The 23,185-nt window shown below is 53.0% G+C and carries 13 protein-coding genes and 2 tRNA genes; all 15 read left to right on the plus strand.

The genetic code is table 11. From position 1 onward, the window contains the following. The first annotated feature begins 11 nt into the window (after nucleotides 1-11). Nucleotides 12-1,466, plus strand: coding sequence for a DegQ family serine endoprotease (locus AC3GOJ_RS06450; protein ID WP_488236647.1), 1,455 nt, complete (start codon nucleotides 12-14; stop codon nucleotides 1,464-1,466). Between the two features lie 131 nt (nucleotides 1,467-1,597). Then, nucleotides 1,598-3,391, plus strand: a complete 1,794-nt coding sequence (gene lepA / locus AC3GOJ_RS06455; RefSeq protein WP_488236648.1) for a translation elongation factor 4 — start codon at nucleotides 1,598-1,600, stop codon at nucleotides 3,389-3,391. 32 nt (nucleotides 3,392-3,423) lie between these two features. After that, entirely contained in the window at nucleotides 3,424-4,212 is a 789-nt protein-coding gene (lepB, locus tag AC3GOJ_RS06460; RefSeq protein WP_488236649.1) for a signal peptidase I, read from the plus strand. A 13-nt stretch (nucleotides 4,213-4,225) separates the two neighbouring features. Continuing rightward, nucleotides 4,226-4,963 carry a ribonuclease III gene (gene rnc / locus AC3GOJ_RS06465; RefSeq protein ID WP_488236650.1) on the plus strand — a complete coding sequence of 246 codons (738 nt, stop codon included), beginning with the start codon at nucleotides 4,226-4,228 and terminating at the stop codon, nucleotides 4,961-4,963. Then, nucleotides 4,960-5,892 (plus strand): GTPase Era, encoded by a 933-nt coding sequence (era, locus tag AC3GOJ_RS06470; RefSeq protein WP_488236651.1) that lies wholly within the window; start codon nucleotides 4,960-4,962, stop codon nucleotides 5,890-5,892. The genes rnc and era overlap by 4 nt, the downstream gene beginning before the upstream one ends. 46 nt (nucleotides 5,893-5,938) lie before the next feature. Then, nucleotides 5,939-6,670: a DNA repair protein RecO gene (gene recO / locus AC3GOJ_RS06475; protein ID WP_488236652.1), complete on the plus strand. Its 732-nt coding sequence runs from the start codon at nucleotides 5,939-5,941 to the stop codon at nucleotides 6,668-6,670. A gap of 16 nt (nucleotides 6,671-6,686) precedes the next feature. Continuing rightward, nucleotides 6,687-7,442, plus strand: coding sequence for a pyridoxine 5'-phosphate synthase (locus tag AC3GOJ_RS06480; RefSeq protein WP_488236653.1), 756 nt, complete (start codon nucleotides 6,687-6,689; stop codon nucleotides 7,440-7,442). Nucleotide 7,443: 1 nt separating this feature from the next. Then, nucleotides 7,444-7,821, plus strand: coding sequence for a holo-ACP synthase (gene acpS, locus AC3GOJ_RS06485; RefSeq protein ID WP_488236654.1), 378 nt, complete (start codon nucleotides 7,444-7,446; stop codon nucleotides 7,819-7,821). Next, the gene (gene nagZ / locus AC3GOJ_RS06490) at nucleotides 7,818-8,849 is read left to right on the plus strand and encodes a beta-N-acetylhexosaminidase (RefSeq protein WP_488236655.1); all 1,032 of its coding nucleotides are present in this window, start codon (nucleotides 7,818-7,820) and stop codon (nucleotides 8,847-8,849) included. The genes acpS and nagZ overlap by 4 nt, the downstream gene beginning before the upstream one ends. A gap of 30 nt (nucleotides 8,850-8,879) precedes the next feature. Then, nucleotides 8,880-10,736: an excinuclease ABC subunit UvrC gene (gene uvrC, locus AC3GOJ_RS06495; protein ID WP_488236656.1), complete on the plus strand. Its 1,857-nt coding sequence runs from the start codon at nucleotides 8,880-8,882 to the stop codon at nucleotides 10,734-10,736. A gap of 4 nt (nucleotides 10,737-10,740) precedes the next feature. Further along, entirely contained in the window at nucleotides 10,741-11,310 is a 570-nt protein-coding gene (gene pgsA / locus AC3GOJ_RS06500) for a CDP-diacylglycerol--glycerol-3-phosphate 3-phosphatidyltransferase (RefSeq protein WP_488236657.1), read from the plus strand. Between the two features lie 62 nt (nucleotides 11,311-11,372). Further along, nucleotides 11,373-11,448: transfer RNA gene (locus tag AC3GOJ_RS06505), tRNA-Gly, on the plus strand. Between the two features lie 56 nt (nucleotides 11,449-11,504). Continuing rightward, nucleotides 11,505-11,578 (plus strand) — tRNA-Cys (locus AC3GOJ_RS06510). Nucleotides 11,579-12,071: 493 nt separating this feature from the next. After that, the gene (locus AC3GOJ_RS06515; protein ID WP_488236658.1) at nucleotides 12,072-12,710 is read left to right on the plus strand and encodes a hypothetical protein; all 639 of its coding nucleotides are present in this window, start codon (nucleotides 12,072-12,074) and stop codon (nucleotides 12,708-12,710) included. A gap of 187 nt (nucleotides 12,711-12,897) precedes the next feature. Then, on the plus strand, nucleotides 12,898-23,185 hold a 10,288-nt coding region (locus AC3GOJ_RS06520; RefSeq protein ID WP_488236659.1), incomplete at its 3' end, for a beta strand repeat-containing protein.

Genomic DNA, 23,185 nt, shown 5'->3' on the forward strand with positions numbered 1-23,185 from the left:
TGACGTTTGCCATGCCAAAATCGCTGATTCAGTTTCTCCGTTTTTCTTTCATTGCTGTTCTTCTGTCGATGGGCGCATTCTCCCATGTGACGCTGGCGCAGAATCGCGGGCTTCCGGACTTCGTAGATCTGGCAGAAAAACAGTCACCGTCCGTCGTGAACATCAGTACGGTGCAGAATGGCCGTGGCAAAGCGACGAATGGTTTTCCGATGGATCCCACGGATCCGGCCTATGAAATTTTCCGCCGGTTTTTTCCTCAACCACCGGGCGGCATGCAACAGCAACCCGAGAACCGCTCTCTGGGTTCAGGCTTTATCATCAGTGCGGATGGCTATGTGATGACTAATGCCCACGTGATCGAGGGGGCTGATGAAGTAAACGTTAAGCTTCTCGATAAACGTGAGTTCCGCGCCAAGGTCATCGGCGCCGATAAGCGGACTGATGTGGCGCTGCTTAAAATTGATGCCAATGGTTTGCCGGCAGTACGTTTGGGGGACTCCAACGCGCTCAAGCCGGGTGAGTGGGTTGTGGCAATTGGTAGCCCATTCGGCTTCGAACATTCGGTGACGGCCGGGATTGTTAGTGCCAAGGGACGGGCCTTGCCTCAGGAAAATTATGTCCCGTTTATCCAGACGGATGTGGCCATTAACCCCGGTAACTCGGGAGGCCCCCTGTTTAACCTGCGCGGCGAAGTCGTCGGTATCAATTCGCAGATTTTCAGCCGGTCTGGGGGGTTCATGGGTATTTCGTTTGCCATACCGATTGATCTGGCGATGGACATCCAGCAGCAATTGCGAAGTCGCGGCCGCGCCAGCCACGGCCGTATGGGGGTTTCCATCCAGGAGGTCACCCGTGACGTGGCTGAGGCCTTTGGCTTACCGAAAGCCAGCGGTGCGCTGGTCAATAGCGTTGAACCCAACGGACCGGCTGCGCGCGCCGGTATTGAACCAGGTGATGTAATCATGCGTTTTGATGGTAAGCCTGTGACGGCATCGAGCGATCTGCCGCGCATGGTGGGGTTGCTCAAGCCCGGTACCAAGGCCATGGTTGAAGTATGGCGCAAGGGCCAGTTGCGCACCGTGACGGTGACGATAGGCGAATTCCAGGACGAACGGATGGCAGCTAACAAACCGGCCGGCCGCGGGGTTGGTGAAGCCACTAACAGTCGTTTAGGGATTGCCGTGTCTGATCTCAGCGTGGAGCAGAAACAGCAGATGCGTCTGAATGCGGGCATTCTGGTGGTGGATATCCGTCCGGGCAGCCGCATTGATCTTCGACCGGGGGATGTCATTCTCGCCGTCACCGCGAAGGGGGATACCCAAGATATTCGTTCGGTTCAGCAGTTCAATCAGCTCATCGGTCAACTGGACGGCCGGACGCCGGCGACGTTGCTGATCCGTCGTTCGAACGTTCAGATTTTTGTGCCAGTTCCGCAAGGTCAGGCCAGTCAACCCGGTACGCGATAACCCCGACATGGCCGCCACTCGTGTGGTGGCCTCTCTGGCCCCGGGATCCGGTAGAATAGCGGGTTGATCGAGCATCCTGGTGATGCTCCCAAAGCACTTGATGCCAGCCATGGGCTGGAAAATGGAATTCCGTGAAGCACATACGCAACTTTTCGATCATTGCCCACATTGACCATGGTAAATCGACCCTGGCAGACCGACTGATTCATCGCTGCGGCGGCCTGTCTGACCGTGAGATGGCCGCCCAGGTTCTGGATTCGATGGATATCGAAAAGGAACGCGGTATTACCATCAAGGCGCAGACCGCCGCCCTGGATTACAAGGCCAAGGATGGCCAGACCTATCGCCTAAATCTGATCGATACCCCGGGACACGTCGACTTCTCCTACGAAGTCTCGCGTTCGCTGTCTGCTTGTGAAGGTGCGCTGCTAGTGGTAGATGCCTCGCAGGGGGTCGAAGCGCAAACCGTGGCCAACTGTTACACGGCTCTCGATCTGGGTGTCGAGGTTGTGCCGGTACTAAATAAGATCGATCTGCCTTCGGCTAACCCTGATAACGCCCGTGCAGAAATCGAAGACGTGATCGGCATTGATGCCACCGAAGCGGTTGAGGCCAGTGCCAAAACCGGTATCGGCATCGACGACATTCTCGAACAGGTCGTTGCGAAGATTCCTGCACCGTTGGGTGATCCGGATGCGCCGCTCAAAGCCCTGATCGTCGACTCCTGGTTCGATAATTATGTCGGCGTTGTGATGCTGGTGCGGGTGATTGATGGCTGCCTAAAGCCCAAAGATAAAATGCGTCTCATGTCGACGGGCGCGATGCACCTGTGTGAACAGGTCGGGATCTTTACCCCGAAATCGAAGCAGCAACCGCAACTCTCGGCAGGGGAAGTGGGCTTCGTGATCTCCGGTCTCAAGGAGTTGAAGGCTGCCCGTGTCGGTGACACTATCACGTTGGCGGATCGCCCGGCCGATAAGCCGCTGGATGGTTTCAAGGAAATCAAACCGCAGGTGTTCGCCGGTCTGTACCCGGTGGAGCCGAACGAATACGAGCAGTTGCGTGACTCGCTGGAAAAGTTGCAGCTCAATGATGCCGCGCTACAGTTTGAGCCGGAAGTGTCGCAAGCACTGGGTTTCGGTTTCCGTTGCGGTTTCCTCGGTCTGTTGCACATGGAAATTGTGCAGGAGCGCCTGGAACGCGAATTCGACATGGATCTCATCACCACGGCGCCGACCGTCGTGTATGAAGTCGGTTTACGTAATGGCGAGCAGATCATCGTTGAGAACCCGTCGAAGTTGCCGGATATCGGCAAGATTGAAGAGATCCGCGAACCGATCATTACCGCTTTTATCTTTTTGCCACAAGACTACGTGGGCTCGGTGATTACCCTGTGTAACCAGAAACGGGGTTCGCAGATCGATATGCGTTATCACGGCCGTCAGGTGCAGATGATCTATGAACTGCCGCTCTCCGAAGTGGTGTTCGATTTCTTCGACAAGCTGAAATCAGTATCACGCGGTTATGCCTCGCTCGATTATGAATTCAAGGAATATCGTCCGGCGGATATGGTCAAACTGGATGTGCTGATTAATGGTGACAAGGTCGATGCGCTGTCATTGATCGTACACCGTTCCACTTCGGTCTATCGTGGCCGTGAACTGGTGAGCAAGATGCGTGAACTGATTCCGCGTCAGATGTATGATGTGGCAATTCAGGCGGCACTGGGTGCGCAGATTATTGCCCGAGAAACAGTCAAAGCCATGCGCAAAGACGTGCTGGCCAAGTGTTATGGCGGGGATATTTCCCGTAAGAAGAAACTGCTCGAGAAGCAGAAAGCCGGTAAGAAGCGCATGAAGCAGATCGGTACCGTCGAAGTGCCGCAAGAAGCCTTCCTGGCCGTGCTTCGTGTCGATGGTAAATAACTGCGACGCCCCAAGATTAACGGAACGACCTGATGAATTTTGCACTGATTCTTTTTCTGATCACGCTGGCTACCGGTATTCTCTGGCTGATTGATGTGCTCTACGCCCGAAAGTTACGGGCACCCGGCAGTAAAAACCCGGTCTGGGTGGAGTGGGGTGCTAGCCTGTTCCCGGTCATTCTGGCGGTCTTTGCACTCCGTTCCTTTGTCGTGGAGCCCTTCAAGATTCCGTCGGGCTCGATGATTCCGACGCTGCAGGTCGGTGACTATATACTCGTCAACAAGTTTACGTACGGTTTGCGTTTGCCCATCGTTGGTACGGAAATTGTGTCGGGAAATCCTGTTGAACGGGGCGACGTGGTGGTGTTCCGTTATCCGCCGGAACCGAATGTCGATTACATCAAGCGGGTGATCGGTCTGCCCGGTGATACCGTGAGTTATCAGAACAAGCAACTGAGCATTAATGGCGTGCCCGTGCCGCGCAAGCCGGAAACTGACTATCTGCATCCGGATCGTATGTACTACTCGAAGCACTACCAGGAAACCTTGAATGGTGTGACCTACAACACGCTGAATGACGCAGATGCCCCGGCATTTGTCCCCGATGTTGCGCGCTTCCCGTATCGGGATCAGTGCCGTTACGATAGCAATGGTTTTGTCTGCAAGGTGCCGGCTGGCCATTATTTTGCCATGGGCGATAACCGGGATAACAGCAAGGACAGTCGTGTGTGGGGCTTTGTGCCGGATGCCAATATTGTCGGCAAAGCATTCTTTATCTGGTTCCACTGGGGTGACATGGGCCGTATTGGCGCATTTCATTGATGCTGATTGATTCATGACCGGATCGGGCCATCGTACAACAGCGCAAAACCTGCTGGCCGGGCTGGAAACTGCTATTGGCTACCAGTTCCGTGAAACGACGCTGCTTGAACAGGCACTGACCCATCGGAGTTTCGGCCGCGATCATTATGAGCGGCTGGAATTTCTGGGAGATGCCATTCTGAATGCCGTGGTGGCAGAAGCGCTCTTCAATGCGTTTCCGGCGTTACCGGAAGGCGATCTCTCGCGTTTGCGATCGAATCTGGTCTGCCAGGATCAACTGGTGTCCGTGGCCGCCGAATTGTGTATGAGTCGCTACCTTCGTCTGGGGGAGGGCGAGCTGAAAAGCGGTGGTCAGAATCGGCCATCGATTATGGCCGATACCGTTGAGGCACTCTATGGCGCTGTTTGGCAGGATGCCGATTTCGAGACGGCGCGTCAGGTCATCCTCCGTAACTTCGATCAACGGCTTAAAGCAATAGATCTGACCAAATTACCATCGGCCAAAGATGCTAAAACCCGCTTACAGGAATGGTTGCAGGCACGACGTTGCGCGTTGCCGGCCTATGGCACGCCTAAAATCAGTGGGGCAGCCCATGCCCAGTCCTTTGAAGTGACGTGTCAGATTGCTGATCAGCAGATCGAAACCCGCGGCACAGGCCCCACGCGCCGCGCTGCCGAACAGCAGGCCGCCGAAAAGGCGTTCATGGCACTCATGGCGCTTGAAGCGCGCCAACAGGAAAAGACATCATGACCGAAGATAGGATTGAACATTCGATCACATTGCCAGTTGCGCCGGATTCACTGGCACCGGCCGGGCTGGTTGCCCTGGTGGGTCGCCCCAATGTGGGTAAGTCTACATTGCTCAACCGGTTGATCGGTGAAAAACTCAGTATCACCTCCCGCAAAGCGCAGACAACACGCCACCGCATCATGGGCGTGCGCACAGATGATGATGCGCAGTACGTTTTTGTTGATACACCGGGATTCCAGACCAAACACAGTTCGGCTTTAAACCGGACGATGAATCGCGGCGTGACACAGGCGCTACAGGAAGTCGACGTCATCTGCTTTGTCATTGAGGCTGGTCGTTACAGCGATGCAGATCGTAAAGTACTGGCGTTGCTGCCTGAAGATCGCCCGGTGATTCTGGTGCTGAACAAGATTGATCAACTTAAGGATAAGGCAGCACTGTTACCCTTTGTCGCCAAACTGGCAGAAGTCCGCAACTGGTCTGCCGTGGTGCCGGTGAGTGCGGAGAAGGGCACACAGGCGGATGCGTTACTCGGTGAAATTCGTGGCGCGCTCCCTAAACAGGGTTTCCTCTATGATCCGGATACCCTGACGGATCGTAGCGAGCGATTCATCGCTTCGGAATATATCCGTGAAAAACTATTCCGCCTGCTCGGTGACGAGCTCCCTTATTCGGTAACCGTTGAAATCGAGAAATTTGAAGTCGAAGGTGATCTGCGCCGGGTATTTGCCGCCATTGTGGTAGACCGTGAATCACACAAGCCGATTATCATCGGTAAGCATGGTGAAACCCTGAAGCGTATCGCGTCGGAGGCCCGCCAGGATATGACCCGCCTGTTCGGTGGTACCGTCTACCTGGAGCTCTGGGTGAAGGTCAAGTCCGGCTGGGCCGATGACGAACGCCTGCTGCGCACACTGGGTTACGAATAATTACGCACAAACGCAAATAACCCTTACTCAAGCGCTCTGTTAGTTTATGCGGCCCGTTAAAGTCGATCGCCAACCAGCCTTTGTGTTACATACCCGGCCCTACCGTGAAACCAGCCTGGTCGTCGAGGCGATTACCCGCGATTACGGTCGAATGGCACTGGTCGCCAAAGGTGTCCGCCGTCCCCGATCAGCGATGCGTGGGGTACTCATGGCATTTCAACCCCTGGAAATGACCTGGAGCGGTAAAGGTGAGGTGGTGACATTGCATAACGCCGAATGGCAGGGCGGGCAGCCGCTGCTTGAAGGGCGTGCCCTGCTGTGTGGTTATTACATGAACGAGTTGCTGATCAATCTCTTGCCACGGGAAGATGCCCACGAGCAGTTGTTCGAACATTATGGCCAAACCCTGATGGCGCTGGCGGCATGTACGAGCCCGGATGCGACTTTTTTTTCGATCTGCCTGCGCGGATTTGAAAAGCACCTGCTGGGTGAGTTGGGTTATGGCCTGATGCTCACGCACGATACGGCGGGGGAGGTCATTCGGGCACAAGCACGCTATCTGTATGAAATGGAATCCGGTCCGCGCGTCGTGACGGATTCTTCGGCCACCGCCGGTACAATAAGTGGGAAGACATTGCTGGATCTGGAAGCTGAATCTTTTGGCAATCCGACCAGCCTCGCAGAAAGCAAACAGCTGATGCGCAGTCTGATGGCGTTTTACCTGAATGGACGACAACTGCATAGCCGTCGTCTCTTTGAAGAACTGACTGACCTGTAATTCTGGATTGGGAATCATGATTGAACTCGGCGTCAATATCGACCATGTGGCAACCCTGCGCCAGGCACGTCGTACCTATGAACCGGATCCGGTCTGGGCGGCGGTCGAGGCGCACATTGGCGGTGCCGATGGCATCACTGTTCATCTACGCGAAGATCGACGCCACATCCAGGATGCCGATGTGCGCAAACTCCGTGATCTCACCCAGATCAAACTGAATCTGGAAATGGCGGCGACCGATGAGATGGTGGGCATTGCCTGTGCGCTCAAGCCGGAAATGGCGATGCTCGTCCCTGAAGGGCGCCAGGAAGTCACTACGGAAGGTGGTTTGGATATCGTGGGCCAGGAGGCCCGTTTGGCGTCCATTGTCGGTCGTCTGCGCGACGCCGGTATCGTGACCAGCACCTTTATTGATGCCGAACCGGCGCAGGTGGCCGCTGCAGCACGCATCGGTGTGCAGGTCTGCGAAATACATACGGGACCCTATGCGCATGCCTTTCATGCGGCTGGCCGGGATGTCGAGCGTCCGGCGGTGCAGACCGAACTCCAGCGTGTTGCCGAGGCGGGGCAGCAGATTCGTGGCCTGGGGATGCGTTTTAACGCCGGCCATGCACTGAACTATTACAACGTACAGCCTATTGCCGCGTTGCCGGGCATTCGCGAGCTGCATATCGGACACGCGATTGTCAGCCGAGCCATTTTTGTCGGCCTGCGCGAAGCCGTCTGTGACATGAAGCGCCTGATGCGCGAAGCCGTCAGCCTGAACCGTTAATATGATCTACGGCATTGGCACCGATATCGTATCGGTTAAGCGCATCGGCCAGTTGCTGGCCCGCCATCCGGCGCGGGGTCTGGCGCATCTACTGCATCCTCAGGAGCAGCATGAAGCCTTGCTGGCACCGGTAGCAGATCGTTTTGTGGCCAAACGTTTTGCAGCCAAGGAGGCTCTTGCCAAAGCCCTGGGTACCGGGCTTCGTGCCCCCATCCTGCTACCTTCGATTCGTGTCGAACACGATGAACTCGGTAAGCCATTTTTCAGTTTTGAAGCCGAGCTGGCGGCATGGATCCGTCAGCGTTCCCTGCAGATCCACCTATCGATTTCCGATGAGGTGGCCCATGCTGTTGCTTTTGTTGTCGTGGAGAAATCATGAACATGAATGTTGCCTATGGTCCCCTGATGGTCGATGTGGAAGGTCTGACACTCACGGAGGCCGATAAGCGTCGATTGCAGCACCCGCTGGTAGGTGGCGTCATTCTTTTCTCGCGCAACTATAAGGATCCGGTGCAACTATCTGCACTGACCCAGGAAATCGCCCAACTGCGCCATCCGCCACTACCGATTACCGTGGATCACGAAGGTGGCCGGGTGCAACGCTTTCGTGAAGGATTCACCCGTTTGCCTGCCATGCGTGTGCTGGATGAGCTTTTTGCCAAAGACCCGATTGCTGCAGAAGATGCGGCGGTCGCGGTGGGGTTGGTGCTGGCGGCTGAATTACGTGCCCACGGCGTGGACTTTTCCTTTACACCAGTGCTGGATCTGGACTGGGGACGTAGCGGTGTAATCGGTGATCGCAGCTTCTCGAAAGACCCGCAAATTGTTTCCCGTTTAGCCGCTGCATTGATCCGGGGTCTGGCCAAAGGCGGCATGGGCTCCTGTGGCAAGCATTTTCCCGGTCACGGCTGGGTCGAGGCTGATTCGCATGTGGCTATCCCGGTCGATGAGCGTTCCATGGCCGAGATCGAAATTGACATGCAGCCGTATCATGAACTGGCACTGGATGCCGTGATGCCGGCACACGTGATCTACCCGGTGCTGGACGACCGTCCTGCCGGTTTCTCGCCGCGCTGGCTCGAGAAACTTCGTCTGGAATGTCAGTTCGATGGCATTATTTTTAGCGATGATCTGTCGATGGAAGGGGCCAGCGTTGCCGGCAGCATTATCGACCGTGCCAATGCTGCCTGGGATGCCGGCTGTGATGTTCTTCTCGTCTGCAACAAGCCCGACTTCGTGGATGCGCTGTTGGCCCAATGGCAGCCCGAAGCCCAGCCAAAGCGTGCGGCCCGCATCCCGAATCTGCTGGGGCAGGTGGGATTGGGCGATAAGCAGCCGCTGACCCGCGCACAACTCGACGCCAACCCAGATTATCAGGCGGCATTGAAACTGATCCAGTCGCTGTAATACCCAGTACCGCGTTTTAGCCTGCCCACCATGACACACCCCCTGCAGGATCAGGTACGTACACTGCCTGAGCGGCCGGGGGTGTATCGTTTTCTCGCGGAAGACGGCCAGGTGTTATATGTCGGCAAAGCCCGCAACCTCAAGAACCGCGTTTCGTCCTACTTTGCCAAGAATCTGAGCAGTCCGCGTATTGCCCTGATGGTGAGCAAAGTTGCCAGCCTCATGGTGACGCCGACGCCGTCGGAATCAGAAGCGCTGTTGCTGGAAAACCATCTCATTAAGGAACTGGCGCCCAAGTACAACATTCTTTTTCGTGATGACAAGTCTTATCCGTACATCCGACTGACCCGCGAAGCCTGGCCCATGATCGGTCTGCATCGCGGTAGTCTGTCCAACAATGCGGACTATTTTGGCCCATATCCCAATGCCTATTCAGTGCGTGAGGCCGTGCATCTGTTGCAGAAGATCTTCCGGTTACGTACCTGCGAACCCAGTGTCTTCAATAACCGGGCGCGGCCCTGCCTGCTGTATCAGATCAAACGCTGCAGCGGCACGTGTGTCGGCAGAATCAGTGCGGCAGATTATGCCGAAGACGTGAAGGCTGCCATGATGTTCCTACAGGGACGACATCAGGAAATTACCCAACGTCTCACGATGCTGATGGAACAGGCCTCAGAACAGCTGGCCTTTGAACAGGCTGCCATGTTCCGCGACCAGATTCAGGCGCTGCATCACGCGCAGGATACGCAGATCATGGACAGCCATCAGGCTGAAGATGTCGATATCATCGTGGCCGTGGAACAGGGCGGTAGCCTCTGCGTCAATCTCGCCATGGTGCGTGGTGGCCGCCATCTGGGTGACCGGGCCCATTTTCCGCAGGCAGCGAACATGCTCGATCAGGCATCCTTGACGGAAGTACTGTCAGCCTTTATCGAATCGCACTACGCCTTACATCCGCCGCCCGGAAAGGTGCTCGTCAATGTGGCCGTCGATGAATCGGTTGCCGAAACGCTCACGGGCATGATTGGTCGGCCAATGCCGATGGATCTGCCGCATTACGCGCAACACAAATCCTGGGTAGAGCTGGCCGTCAACAATGCACAACTGGCACTGACGCAGCGCCGTCGTATGCAGACACTCCAGGGGCAGCGCCAGTCGTCATTGCTTGCGGCCCTGCAGACATCAGGCCTCTCACTGGAGCGGCTGAACCGTATCGAGTGTTTCGATATCAGCCATACGCAGGGCGAAGCCGCAGTGGCTTCGTGTGTGGTATGGATGCATGATGAGAAAGAGGGCGGGGCCATGCGCCGTTCGGATTATCGGCGCTTTAACATTACCGATATTACGCCGGGTGACGACTATGCGGCCATCCATCAGGCGGTATACCGTCGTTACAAGATCAAGGAGGGCGCGTCCGATCAGGCGGTTGAAGCACGGCAGCCGGATCTGGTACTGATAGATGGTGGCCGAGGCCAGGTGGCGAAAGCCGCTGAAGCGCTCGCAGAGATCGGTCGTAGCGACATTCCGCTGGTCGGAGTGGCTAAAGGGCTAGGTAGAAAACCCGGCCTCGAATCCCTGATTTTTGTCGATGATCGTGAGCCACTGCACCTGAATCCAGATGATCCCGGCTTACACCTCGTGCAGGAAATTCGGGATGAAGCGCACCGGTTTGCCCTCACCGGTCACCGTGGTCGGCGCCAGAAAGCACGGATCGCCTCAAGGCTGGATGAGATTCCCGGCATTGGGCCGAAGCGCCGGAAAGCCTTGATGACCTGCTTTGGCAGTGTGTCAGAAATCAAGGTGGCCAGCATTGATGCCATTGCCAATGTGCCCGGTATGAGTCCTGAATTAGCGCAACGGGTGCACGAAGCGCTCCAAGATCGCTGATAATATGGTTATGAATCTGCCACTCTTCCTAACCTGGGCACGCATTGCCTGCATTCCGCTGCTGGTAATGGCCTTTGTGCCAAATGTGCTGCCTGTCGACGAAGCAGGGCGTAATCTGCTCTCGGCCATCCTGTTCATTATTGCCGCAGTCACCGACTGGCTGGATGGCTACCTGGCCCGCAAGTGGAACCAGACCTCCAATTTTGGGGCGTTTCTGGACCCGGTGGCTGACAAACTCATCGTCTCAACCGCGCTGATTCTCCTGGTCGCAGATGGTCGGGTCAGTGAACTGGTGACGATCATCATTATTGGCCGTGAAATCACAATCTCTGCACTGCGAGAGTGGATGGCCAGCATGGGGAAACGGAAGAGTGTGGCCGTCAATATGATCGGCAAATTCAAAACAGCAGCACAACTCACGGCAATCCCGATGCTGCTGCAGAGTGGTACTGTGGCCGGCCTGGACATGATCTTCTGGGGGACCTTGCTAATCTGGGTGGCTGCTGGGTTAACCCTGTGGTCCATGGCGTACTATCTCTATGTGGCATGGCCGGATCTACAAGAGAGCGATTGAAAAATTCTGGCAACAAATGCTTGACCCAAGTTTCCGAATCTCTGTATAATTCGGGCTCCGATGCGGCAGTAGCTCAGTTGGTAGAGCGATACCTTGCCAAGGTATAGGTCGAGAGTTCGAGACTCTTCTGCCGCTCCAGGTTTCAAAGGAAGGGAAAGCTTCTGCTTTCCCTTTTTAGTTAAGATGCACCAAGTGGCGCGATAGCAAAGCGGTTATGCACCGGATTGCAAATCCGTGTAGGTCGGTTCGACTCCGGCTCGCGCCTCCAAATGCCTATTTGGCGTGGCTTTCAGCCCATTCATAGATTCGCAACAGAACGTTGCTTATACGAATGGAGCAGATGATGGAAACCACCACAAATAGCAGTCCAGCCTCTTGAATAGAGGCCAGAATTACAGCGTTAGACTTGTTAGACGCTTATATGGCGCAGCACACCGGACGGGATCACTATTTCCCGCTGGAAGTTGTTTTGGGCAAACCGCTTCGGCAACCGCCCAGCCATCGAAATCACCTAAGATTAATTCTTGTCAGACTAGATGCCCTCATAGAGCGTGGCGCATTGGGCAATGTAGCCGGAAAAGGTCATGCGTCCAATGTCCAGCGCTTAGGCCGTCCAATTCAGCCTTCGACCATCATTAGCAGTCGATGGCAACGATCCATAAATGCAGATTATCGCGCTAGAGTGTGTTGTGTTGAGTTACGAGAAAACTCTACTTCCGATCTCATTTATCTGTCGGGAGGATCACCTTAAGGAGACTGCTTTGAGTGATTCATTGAAAAAGTTGAAAGTTCGTTTCAAAGATGCTCAGCAGGAGCGCTCAAGGCGAACTCTTGATGATTTATTTGATGCAGCCGCAGTGATCACTGAATCCGGTGATCCAGATCAATTTGATGCACGAACATTATCGAAGGTTTCTGGTTACTCTCTTGGATCTTTGATTAAGAGACTCGGAAAAATTGAAAATGTGTTTTTATATGTGATCGCCTTAGGCAGGGGCAAGCAGATTGCAAAGATTGAGAAGTGCTTGCAAGAACTTGGCCCAAATGCAAATCCTAGAGAATTCGCTGAGGCGTTAGCATATCTGGCATTTAGAGGGATTGAAAAAGTCAACCCAGCGGTTATTCGTTACTATGAGAGTCGTGCATTCAGGCGGTCTGAAGACTTGGCTCAAGTATTCGCATACACTGAAGAGATATTGGATCCATTGCTTCGTCTGATTGAACTCAATCAGAGCGGGTGTTTCAGAAAGCTAGACCGAGCAGAAGCGAAGTACATTTGTCGGGCGATATTTTTGTTCATTGAAAGACCGTATGCAGAAAATGATCCGATTGCGGGTAAGGAACCGCACCGTCAAATGGTCATTGATAACATCTCAAGGCTCTTGTCGGCAGGTGATTAGTATTTGTAGTCTCTTGCGATTTAGGTGAACAAAAACACTAAAGTGTCTTAACGGCAAGAATGTCTATATAAAACAATATGATGCGATTGAGTTTCTGCGTTAAAAAGCGCACAAATTCCCTAGGTTGAATCAACTTGGTGTTTGTAGAATCGCTGAACTTTTGTTCATGCATATTCAATAAGACCAAATGATTAAGGCTTGGAACACCCCATCTTGTTCAATGATTGCTGTTCGGATTCTCTGCCGACGCATCGCTTTCTCATCGATTATTGGTCTTGTTGCTTTTTCAGCCGGGGCAGATGACTCACATCCTACTTACTATGCTCAATGGGGTGGTAATGGAAAGACGAATGTCTGTATTCACTATGTAACACCACCAGGTATTAACCCCTGGTATGAAGGCTCAATTGAGTTTCCCACGCGAGTGGATGGAGCAATTGGAACCCCCAACTATAGTTTGCCAATTGTATGTGGCGGAGACGGAGCTGCAGGCCAGAATGCTAATGAAGGAGAAGCTCGTGCTTCAACTGGTGGGTATGCTGGCTATCAACCGTTGTCTATAAATACAACGTTATGGAATCAGCGCGATAACGTAAAGGATCAGCAGACAACAAATCCGCCCCCCATTATTCAGGATGCGCTGGTTTACATCTCCATGGGAGGATGGGGTGGTGGCGGTGGTGATAGTTCGGGCGGATACAGCGCCTCCACAGGGGGTACCGGTGCTAAAGGCGGTGACCTGAACGTCACATTCTCGCCCGGTCAGTATTCTTCAATCAATACCGCTACCCCATCTGGTTGGTCATCAACCATATTTCTTCAGTCGATTGGTGGTAGTGGCGGTGATGGAGGTCATGGTGGAGGCAACGGCGGGATTGCCGGAGCTGGTGGCTTTGTAAAATTTACCAACAGCGTCAATATAACTACCAATAGTTATGGGATTTATGCTCAGAGCCTTGGTGGCTGGGGTGGCAATGGTACCAATGGTGGTGGCTCTTGGTGGACAGGGAGTAACGGGGGAACAGGTAGTGCTGGCGGCACTGGAGGCGCAGTATTTGTAACTAATAACGCCACTATTGCGTCCTATTACGCTACTCCCATTTTTGCCCAAAGTATCGGGGGTAATGGCGGCAATGGCGGCAATGGGTCCGCGGCATGGTATGGCGCAGGTGGTTCCGGTGGTGCTGGCGGCTATGGTGGGCCAGGTGGAGCTGTTTGGGTTGCTAATACCGGCAATCTTTATGGTGCTATGCAAGGTGGTTACGGCATATTTGCACAAAGTGTTGGTGGTGGCGGCGGAAACGCTGGGTCAAGTGCTGGGTTATATGCGATAGGAGCATCTGGCGGCTACGCAGCCTCTGCTGGTGGTGTCATTGTTGCGAATACAGGGATTATCGTGGTTAATGGATCCTCTTCTGTCGGGATATTCGCGCAAAGCGTTGGTGGTGGTGGTGGTGCCGGTGGCATGGCTGCAGGCAACGTTGCGATTGGCGGTTCGGGTGGTGAGGGTGGCTCTGGCAATGTGGTGAACGTCAGCAATACGGGAGAGATTTATACAGGTAATGCTTGCCAGGGGGTTAATGCATCAGGTATTTGCTTGGGTCATACAACAACAGCCTATAGCGGTGCGTCGAATGGCGGAGCCTTTGGCATTCTTGCGCAATCCATAGGCGGTGGCGGTGGTGCTGGGGGTATGGGTATCTCAGGCAGCATCGTTGGCGGTGGTATGGCGCTGGGCGGCACGGGTGGAAATGGTGGAAATGGCGGCGTGGTCTATGTGGCCAATTCTGGGTATATCTTTACCCGAGAGAGTAATTCTGCAGGGATTTTGGCGCAGTCGATTGGTGGTGGTGGCGGTTCTGGGGGGGGAGCGATTTCGGTATCAGCCGGCTTTAGAGCTGCATTTGGTGATGCAACGGGTGGAAACGGTGGGTCTGGTGGAAAAGGAGATGCCGTCGGGATTAACTGTCCGAACACGACGACAGATATTTGCTCAGCTTCCGGTGTTGTACAAAGAATGGCGCCAGTATCTGGGGCTTCCATTGTTACTGCAGGCGTTGGATCGCCGGGGATACTAGCGCAATCTATAGGTGGTGGTGGCGGTAATGGCGGCTTTGCAATCGCTCTGTCTGCTTCAGCAGACGCTAGTGTGAGTATGGCCTATGGTGGTTCGGGAGCTACAGGCGGAAGCGCAGGCGGCGTTTATGCAAGTCCTAATGGGCTCGCAATCACGACAAGCGGCTCGGACTCGCCTGGGGTGCAAATAGCATCAATTGGTGGTGGCGGTGGCAATGGTGGTAGCGCCGTCTCAGGAGCGGTTAGTGGCATTGGCACCTTCAGTCTGGCCATGGGCGGTGCTGGTGGTGGTGGCGGTGCCGGTAATCAAGCCTATTTGGACAACACTAACGCAACAGTTCAAGGTGTCTTTGTTCCCGCTAGTTCGATTACAACCAGTGGTGATCGCTCCTATGGTTTGATCGCACAATCCATTGGCGGTGGCGGGGGTAGTGGCGGTGCATCCATCAGTGCTGCACTAGGTGGCGCAAGTGTCTCTCAGAGTATCGGAGGAGTGGGTGGTAGTGGGCAAGTAGCTAATCTAGTCTCCATCTATAACGATGGCACCATTAAAACATCTGGTTCGGCCGCTAGTGCGATTGTTGCGCAGTCTATTGGTGGCGGTGGCGGCAATGGCGGTACTAGTCTTGGTATCAGTGCATCCATGTGGACATTTGGTATGTCCGTTGGAGGAAGCGGCGGGGGAGGTGGTGATGGAAAGACCACTACGCTTGTCAATAACGGCAATCTGACGACCACCGGAGGTGGCGCGCCGGTCATTCTCGCCCAGTCTATTGGTGGCGGTGGTGGTAATGGCGGTGCATCATCGTCGGGTGGTCTTTCCTTGTATGGATACAACACCAGTATTGGTGGTACTGGGGGAAGCGGTGCTGCAGGTGGCTCGGTTAGCGTAACAAACTACGGTGTTATTACTGCGAACAACAGTACCGCAATGACAAATACTGGGGGCAACAATCCGGGGATACTGGCCCAGTCGCTTGGCGGTGGTGGTGGTAACGGTGGGTATTCGTATGGGTCTTTAACGGCTGTATACAACACCGCGATGAATGTTGGCGGCACGGGTGGTGCCGCTGGAACCGGTTTGGATGTCACAGTGACGAATGCGGGCTCCTTGAATATTCAAGGGGCTAACTCTGCCGGTATTTTGGCGCAAAGCATCGGTGGTACTGGGGGTAACGGTGGTACGGCAATTACTGGTTCGCTATCTGGTGGTGCAGGCTTTGCGACGAGTATTGGTGGTGGCGGCGCAAATGGCGCTTATGCAAGAGATGTAACAGTGACTTCTACTGGGCAAATTACTACCAATGGCTCACTTTCGCCGGGCGTCGCTCTTCAGTCTATTGGTGGCTCGGGTGGCAATGGCGGCCTTGCCGTTGCTGGTGGAATTAGCCTTGGTGGTAATTTGAATGGTGGTCTAGGTGGGGGTGGTGCCTGGGGCGGCGATGCTAAAAATGTCTTAGCCAATCTAAATTGGGGTGTAGCGACAACCGGGGATCAGTCACCAGCGATCCTTGCCCAGTCAATAGGTGGTTCTGGGGGTAACGGCGGCAACGCCATTGCCGGAAGCATTTCTACGGCATTGTCCGGAACCTACACGATTGGTGGTAAAGGTGGAGGCGGCGGGAAATCAGAGATGGTCACCGTGAACCTTAATGGTGATAACACACAGGGATCAAGTTACAAATTATCGACAAATGGCCTGTTGTCTCCTGTCATAGTGGCTCAAAGCATTGGAGGCGCAGGGGGCAATGGTGGTTTATCGCTTGCTGTCACAGGATCGGCGAGTGTTACCGGGAGCGTTACTATTGGAGGGGAAGGCGCTAATGGCGGGCGCTCAGGTCCAGTCGATGTAAATACTGCTTATTATGTTTCACTAACTACTGAACAGTCTCAATCACCTGCCATCATGGCACAGTCAATTGGGGGAACTGGAGGTAACGGTGGTTTGGCAGGGGGGGCTGCAGCGTCCTCATGGGGAGCGGGCCTTAATATTGGAGGTGAGGGTGGTACTGGAGGAGAGGCTAGTACGGTAACAATAAGAAACAACAGCAGTATCAAAACCAATGCACTCTTGTCGTCAGGCATTTTAGCCCAATCAATCGGAGGAACTGGCGGTAACGGTGGTTATAGTGTTGGTCAGGGTATCTACACCATGGGTGGTGTAACCGTTAATTTGGGTGGTGACAGTGGGAAGGGCGGCAAGAGCGCAACAGTAGTTGTTTTGAACACAAACTCCATTCTGACTTTAGATAGCCAGTCTTCCGGAATCATTGCGCAGTCTATTGGTGGCTCGGGCGGCAATGGTGGCCTTGCCGCGGGAGGTGGAATTTCTTCAAGCGTAAGTCTTGCCTTGAATATAGGTGGGTCAGGAGGCGCTGGGGGACAAGCCTACGATGTCCATGTAGACAATACTGGACTTATTAGTACTAATGGAAGTAATTCCTTTGGGATACTTGCTCAAAGCATTGGTGGCTCAGGCGGTAACGGTGGCAATGCTATTGGCTGGTCTGTAGGTGGTAACACTGCTATTGCAGCGGCTATTGGTGGGGAAGCAGGAACAGGCAATCAGGCATCCGAAGTTACTGTAGTTAACGCTAAGGCAGTTTCAACACACGGTGATCAATCAGCTGCAATCGTCGCTCAGTCAATAGGTGGTACGGGCGGTAACGGCGGTAATGCAATAACAGGAAGTTTTAGCTCTGAGGCTTCCGGTGCTGCTAGTGTTGGGGGTTTAGGAGGTAGCGGTGGAACTGCCGGAGATGTGAAAGCGTTACTTAAATCCGATGGTTCAGGAAATCTTTTTAGCGTATCAACAACTGGTCAACTTTCACCAGCTGTATTGTTGCAGTCCATTGGTGGTTCGGGCGGTAATGGTGGTTTTAGCTTGTCAGGAAGTGGATCGCTTGGATCGAGTGCTTCTGTTTCTATTGGCGGAAAAGGCGGTGATGGTGGAGAAGCTAGCTTTGTTGACTTCACAACCTATGGTGGCGCAAAGATTGAAACTTCGGGTAATCAGTCAGCAGGCATCGTTGCACAGTCAATCGGCGGCAATGGCGGTAATGGTGGTACAGCGATCTCTGGAGGCGCTAGCGGATCTTATTCAGCTTCGGTTGCTGTTGGTGGAGGCGGAGGTTCTGGAGGTAAAAGCGATTCAGTTGATGTTAATTTGTACAACTCAGAAAAGGGAATGCCTTATAGCGTTGTAACTTATGGCTTAATGTCTCCGGGCATCATTGCACAATCAATAAGTGGGCAAGGCGGTAATGGTGGTTCGTCAATCAATGGGTCGATCGGTGGTAAGAGTTCTTTATCTGTTTCCATTTCGGGCTATGGTGGTGATGCTGATTCACATACTGGTCAAGTTACTGTTAGGACCCAATCCCAAGCAAGTATTACTACAATGCAAGATCAGTCAGCTGCAATCTTGGCACAGTCGATTGGCGGTTCTGGCGGCAATGGTGGGTTAGCAATATCGGGCACAGCTTCTATCGAAGGATCTACAGCTTCCTTAAGTCTTGGTGGTAGCGGTGGAACGGGTGGAGCGGCCAATTCAGTTACTGTTAACTCCGAAAGTGAGCTTCGGACCTTTGGTGCCATGTCGTCGGGCATCATTGCTCAGTCGGTCGGTGGGGGCGGGGGTAATGGAGGGTCTACATTTGCAGCAAGTAGTGCCACTTCAAAAACAGAAGGGGCTGTAATATCTTTAGGTGTTGGAGGAAAAGGTGGTGTTGGTGGTTTAGGTGGGCTAGTGACTGTTTCGCAAGTTGGCGACATTATGACAGGTGGATGCGACACGGCTAAAACTGCTTGCGATCAGTCTTCTGGAATCATTGCACAATCTATTGGTGGTGGAGGTGGTAATGGCGGATCTGCATTTGCTTTTGCTTTGCAAGGCTTGCAGTCGGTTAACTTGAATGTTGGAGGTAGTGGTGGAGGTGGTGGCGATGGGAGTGTTGTCAAGATTTTCTCCAATGAGAACACTTCCTCAGGCACGATCAAAACAACGGGAGCTTTATCCAATGCTATTTTTGCTCAGAGCATAGGTGGTGGTGGAGGTTCTGGTGGATTTGCAACCAGCGTAACGGTTGCTGCTTCTTCTCCAAAAAGTCAGGCTCTTGAAATTGCTTCAGCAATAGGTGGTTCTGGCGGCAGGGGTGGAAACTCTTCTGAAGTGATAGTTTCGACAGGGGGCACCTTAATTACTACCGGTAACCAGTCGGCTGCCATATATGCGCAATCAGTTGGTGGCGGAGGTGGTAGCGGTGGTTCGAGCTTTTCATACTTTTCTAGCGGCACTTCGACTGCTTCAAAAGTTGCAGGATTGGCTGCTTCTTATGGCGCAGGTAAGATGGGCATTTCCTCTGGTGAGGGGGAAAGCTCATCCGCTTCTGCAATCCCAAGTCCAACAGATTTGGCCCCCTCTCTAAGCAAGAGTTCATCTGAAGGAACAGCCATTGCAATCAGCCTCGGGGGTGCTGGTGGTAATGGTGGAAGCAGTGGAAAAGTAACTTTAAATAGCACTTCAGATATCTCAACAATAGGCGACTCGTCCCAGGGTGTTTTTGCACAATCGGTTGGGGGCGGTGGTGGTTCTGGCGGGGCTAGTAGCTCCATGAGTGGGTCTGGTAAGTACGTCATTTCAGGAAGTCTTGGTGGCTTTGGTGGTACCGGTGGCTCATCTGGTGATGTATCGGTTGCTACTGGTGATGCCAAAAATATCAATACATCCCTAATTGTCACTACTGGATTAAATGCTGCGGCTATTTATGCTCAGTCAGTTGGGGGCGGTGGTGGTTCTGGCGGTTCAACTTCTAGCACGTCTTCATCTTCGGGATATGCCATTGCTTTAGGAATGGGGGGTATTGGGGGTTCTGGTAATTCCGGTGGAAAAGTTACAGTTGAAAACTCTGCTCAATTAATCACCGCATCCGCCAATTCGGCGGGTATTTATGCACAATCGATTGGTGGCGGTGGCGGTGATGGGGGTACTAGCTCAGTAAGCGCTACAAAACAACTTCCCCCTGTTTCAGAATTTGTGCCGCCAAGTATTAAGAGTTACGTTGGTAAGCTAAGTAGTAAAACAGAGGGCACTGCTTCAAGTGATGGTGGATCTAGTGCAGCAGCAGGTGCAGGTGAAGAGCAAAAGGGTAGTCAAGCAGGTGGATCTTCTAAAGATACGGCTGTCGGTTTGAGTTTGGGGGGCTTTGGTGGAACCGGCGGCAATAGTGGCTCGGTGAGCGTGACTAACTCAGCAGGTATAGCAACTGGCACTGTTATCACTGCTGTAAACCAAACACATTCGACTTTGTCGTCAGCTAGCGGCCCTACTGGGCTAAAAAATGTTGCAGATTACTCTTACGGAATTTTTGCGCAGTCTATTGGCGGCGGAGGCGGTTCTGGCGGCCAAAGCGCTTCAGATGCCGATACCGAAAAACTGAGCGTCGCCTTATCCATTGGTGGTGCAGGTGCAGGCGGGGGTTCTGGTAATAGGGTTGATGTTACTAATACAGGTTCGCTAACTACGAATGGCGCCCAGGCTTCAGCCATCTTCGCACAATCGATTGGTGGGGGGGGGGGTGTTGGCGGTGATGCACACAGTGTTAGTAATTATTTCTCTACGAAATCTTTTGCGTTAGGTTTAGGCGGCAGCGGTAAGGATGGTGGTAGCGGGGGGGATGTCACAGTAAATTCCTCCATCGGAAATATTGTTACCAATGGAATGGCTTCAGATGGTATCTATGCTCAATCGGTTGGGGGGGGCGGCGGTAAAGGTGGGTCATCAAGTACAGCGGTTGAAGTAACTGTTGCAGATGTGGAGGGGTTTGTTGCATCTGGAATTTCTTCCGCCGAACCTGGTGAAGCTAGTTCGGAGACAACGGGTGGCATAGCCGTTGCGGCTGGGCTAGGTGGAGCGGGAGGTTCTGGCGGCAATGGTGGTAATGTCAGTATTAGCAATTCATCCCAAATCACTACAGCTGGCGATTCTAGTTCTGGAATATTTGCGCAATCGATAGGCGGTGGCGGGGGCAGTGCCGGTTCTAATACTAATCATATTTCGATGGTTAGCTATTCCTTTAACGCTAGCCTTGGGGGGGGCGGAGTTGCTGGTAATGGCGGTAATGTTTTCGTCTCTTCGAGAGCGGATGTATTTACATCTGGCCAATCAGCTTTTGGTATTTTTGCGCAATCTGTTGGTGGGGGTGGTGGCATCATGAATGTTGTCAACACCACAACTTCTGCTACTAGCGGAAATGCGGATATAACCGCGAATTTGGGTGTAAACGGCGGGTCAAACTTGTTCGGTGGAACTGTAACTTTGGGCAAAAACGATGATCCACTGATTAATTGGATCACAACCAAGGGGGCTAGCTCAATAGGTGTTTTTGCTCAATCGATTGGCGGCGGAGGCGGTGTTGCGTTGAGCAATAATGCAAGTAGTGGAAATGGAAGTGTTTCTGCATCAGCAGCTTTGGGTGCAGTCAAAGGCACCAGTGGCGCAAGTGCTGGAGGGAATGCTAATGCTGTTCAGATTTTTAGCAATGCGTCGATTTCAACTGATGGAAATAATGCTCCAGGAATGGTTGCGCAATCGATTGGCGGCGGCGGTGGATTAGTCGCGTTTAATAATGCCAGTGCTCAGATTAAAAGTTTGAATGAGACCTATCTGATGGGCGCACAAAACGGATCATCTGGAAATGGTGGTGCCGTTTCTGTAACACAAGGAGGTAAATTAATTCTTACCCAAGGTGCTAATAGCATAGGCATTTTGTCTCAATCGATTAGCGGTGGTGGTGGATTGATTTTGTCTCACAATACGTCAACCGAAACTTCTAATGAAGTTGCAACAGAAAATATTGTTATTGGTGGTAGCGGTTCAGGCAGTTCAAGCAGTGGTACGGTAAATATGCTTGTTGATAGCATCATTCAAACTGGTACCGCAGGTTTCGAGGGGGCTGTCGGTACCGGTGCTAATAGCATCGGTATTGCCGCTCAATCTATTGGCGGAGGTGGTGGTATTACAACCTCTAGCTTCTCTGCGGGTAAGCTTTCGATTGCAAACATGCAAATTGGCGGCCAATCCGGTGTCGGTGGTGACGGAGCGGGTGTTTCCGTAGCACAGAAAGGTGGCATCACTACTCAAGGACCTGCCGCGATTGGTATCTTGGCGCAATCAGTTGGTGGCGGTGGTGGTTATACTGCGCTGGCTGCCTTGCAGGCAAACGCAACGATTTTAAGCACGACTAACGTGAATATTGGTGGATCCGGAAGTGCTTCTGGAAATGGTGGTGAAGTCAAAGTCGATGTTTCAGGGCCCATTTCAACCAATGGCAAGAATTCTGTTGGTGTGATCGCGCAATCAGTTGGTGGCGGTGGCGGCATCTTGTTAGTTAGTGGATTTATAGGCAATGTTAAGCCAAACTTTACTCAGGGTACTGGCAATGGTGGTGACGTGACCGTTAACGTAAATGCACCAATAACGGTCTCTGGCAGCGGTTCGATCGGTGTTATTGCCCAATCGGTTGGCGGCGGCGGTGGTTTTTACCTTGATGAGGCTGGCTATCAAGCAAAATCTGGTGGCGGTACAGGGACTGCAGGCATTGTTAGTGTTTACGTTAATGACGTAATTCAAGCTAACACGGGTACGGGCATCTACGCTGGTGCGGCGAAAGGCCCAAATGATCCTAACATCACCATCAACAAGGGTGCAGCAGTTCTTGCGACTACGGGGACAGCCATTGCTGTAGATGGCCTGTTAAATAATATCCATAACGAGGGAACTATCGCAGTTGCTAATTCCCGCAGTAGCGTCGCGATGGAGTTTAAAGGCTCTGATGGAACAACAGATATTTACAACAAGGGCCTAATCTCTGGTGCTTTGACTAACGCAGGAAGCAATATAAACGTTCTCAATGATAAAGATGGACGCTTCTATCTGCCAAACATGCCGAATCTTGGTAAGGGCATATTTATTAATTCTGGCTACCTAATGTTCAACCATCTTGGTGAGGTTGCAACTGCCAATACTAACCATGCTGGTTCGTTCATTCAGACATCGACAGGTGTGCTCGGTAGCAGAATAGATTTTGCATCAGGAAAATCTGATCTCTTAGATATTTCCGATAGCACAAAGTTTGTCCTTGACGGAAAGATTAGGCCTGTCCTCCTCAATGCTGGAAACATCAAGCCAGGCTCTATGACAGCTACCTTAATTACCTCAGGTGCTGTTACTGGGCTATCGGACATATCTAATAATCTAGGAGTTGACGCACAAAGTGCGATCATGAGTTATGGTCTGAATCGGGTGGGCAATAGCATCAACATGAGCTCAACCGCCAACTTTGCTCCTGCAGGCTTATCGCAGTTTGGCAGCCAGGTGGGTCAGGCGATCGGTCAGTATC

Source organism: Fluviibacter sp., from assembly GCF_057744235.1.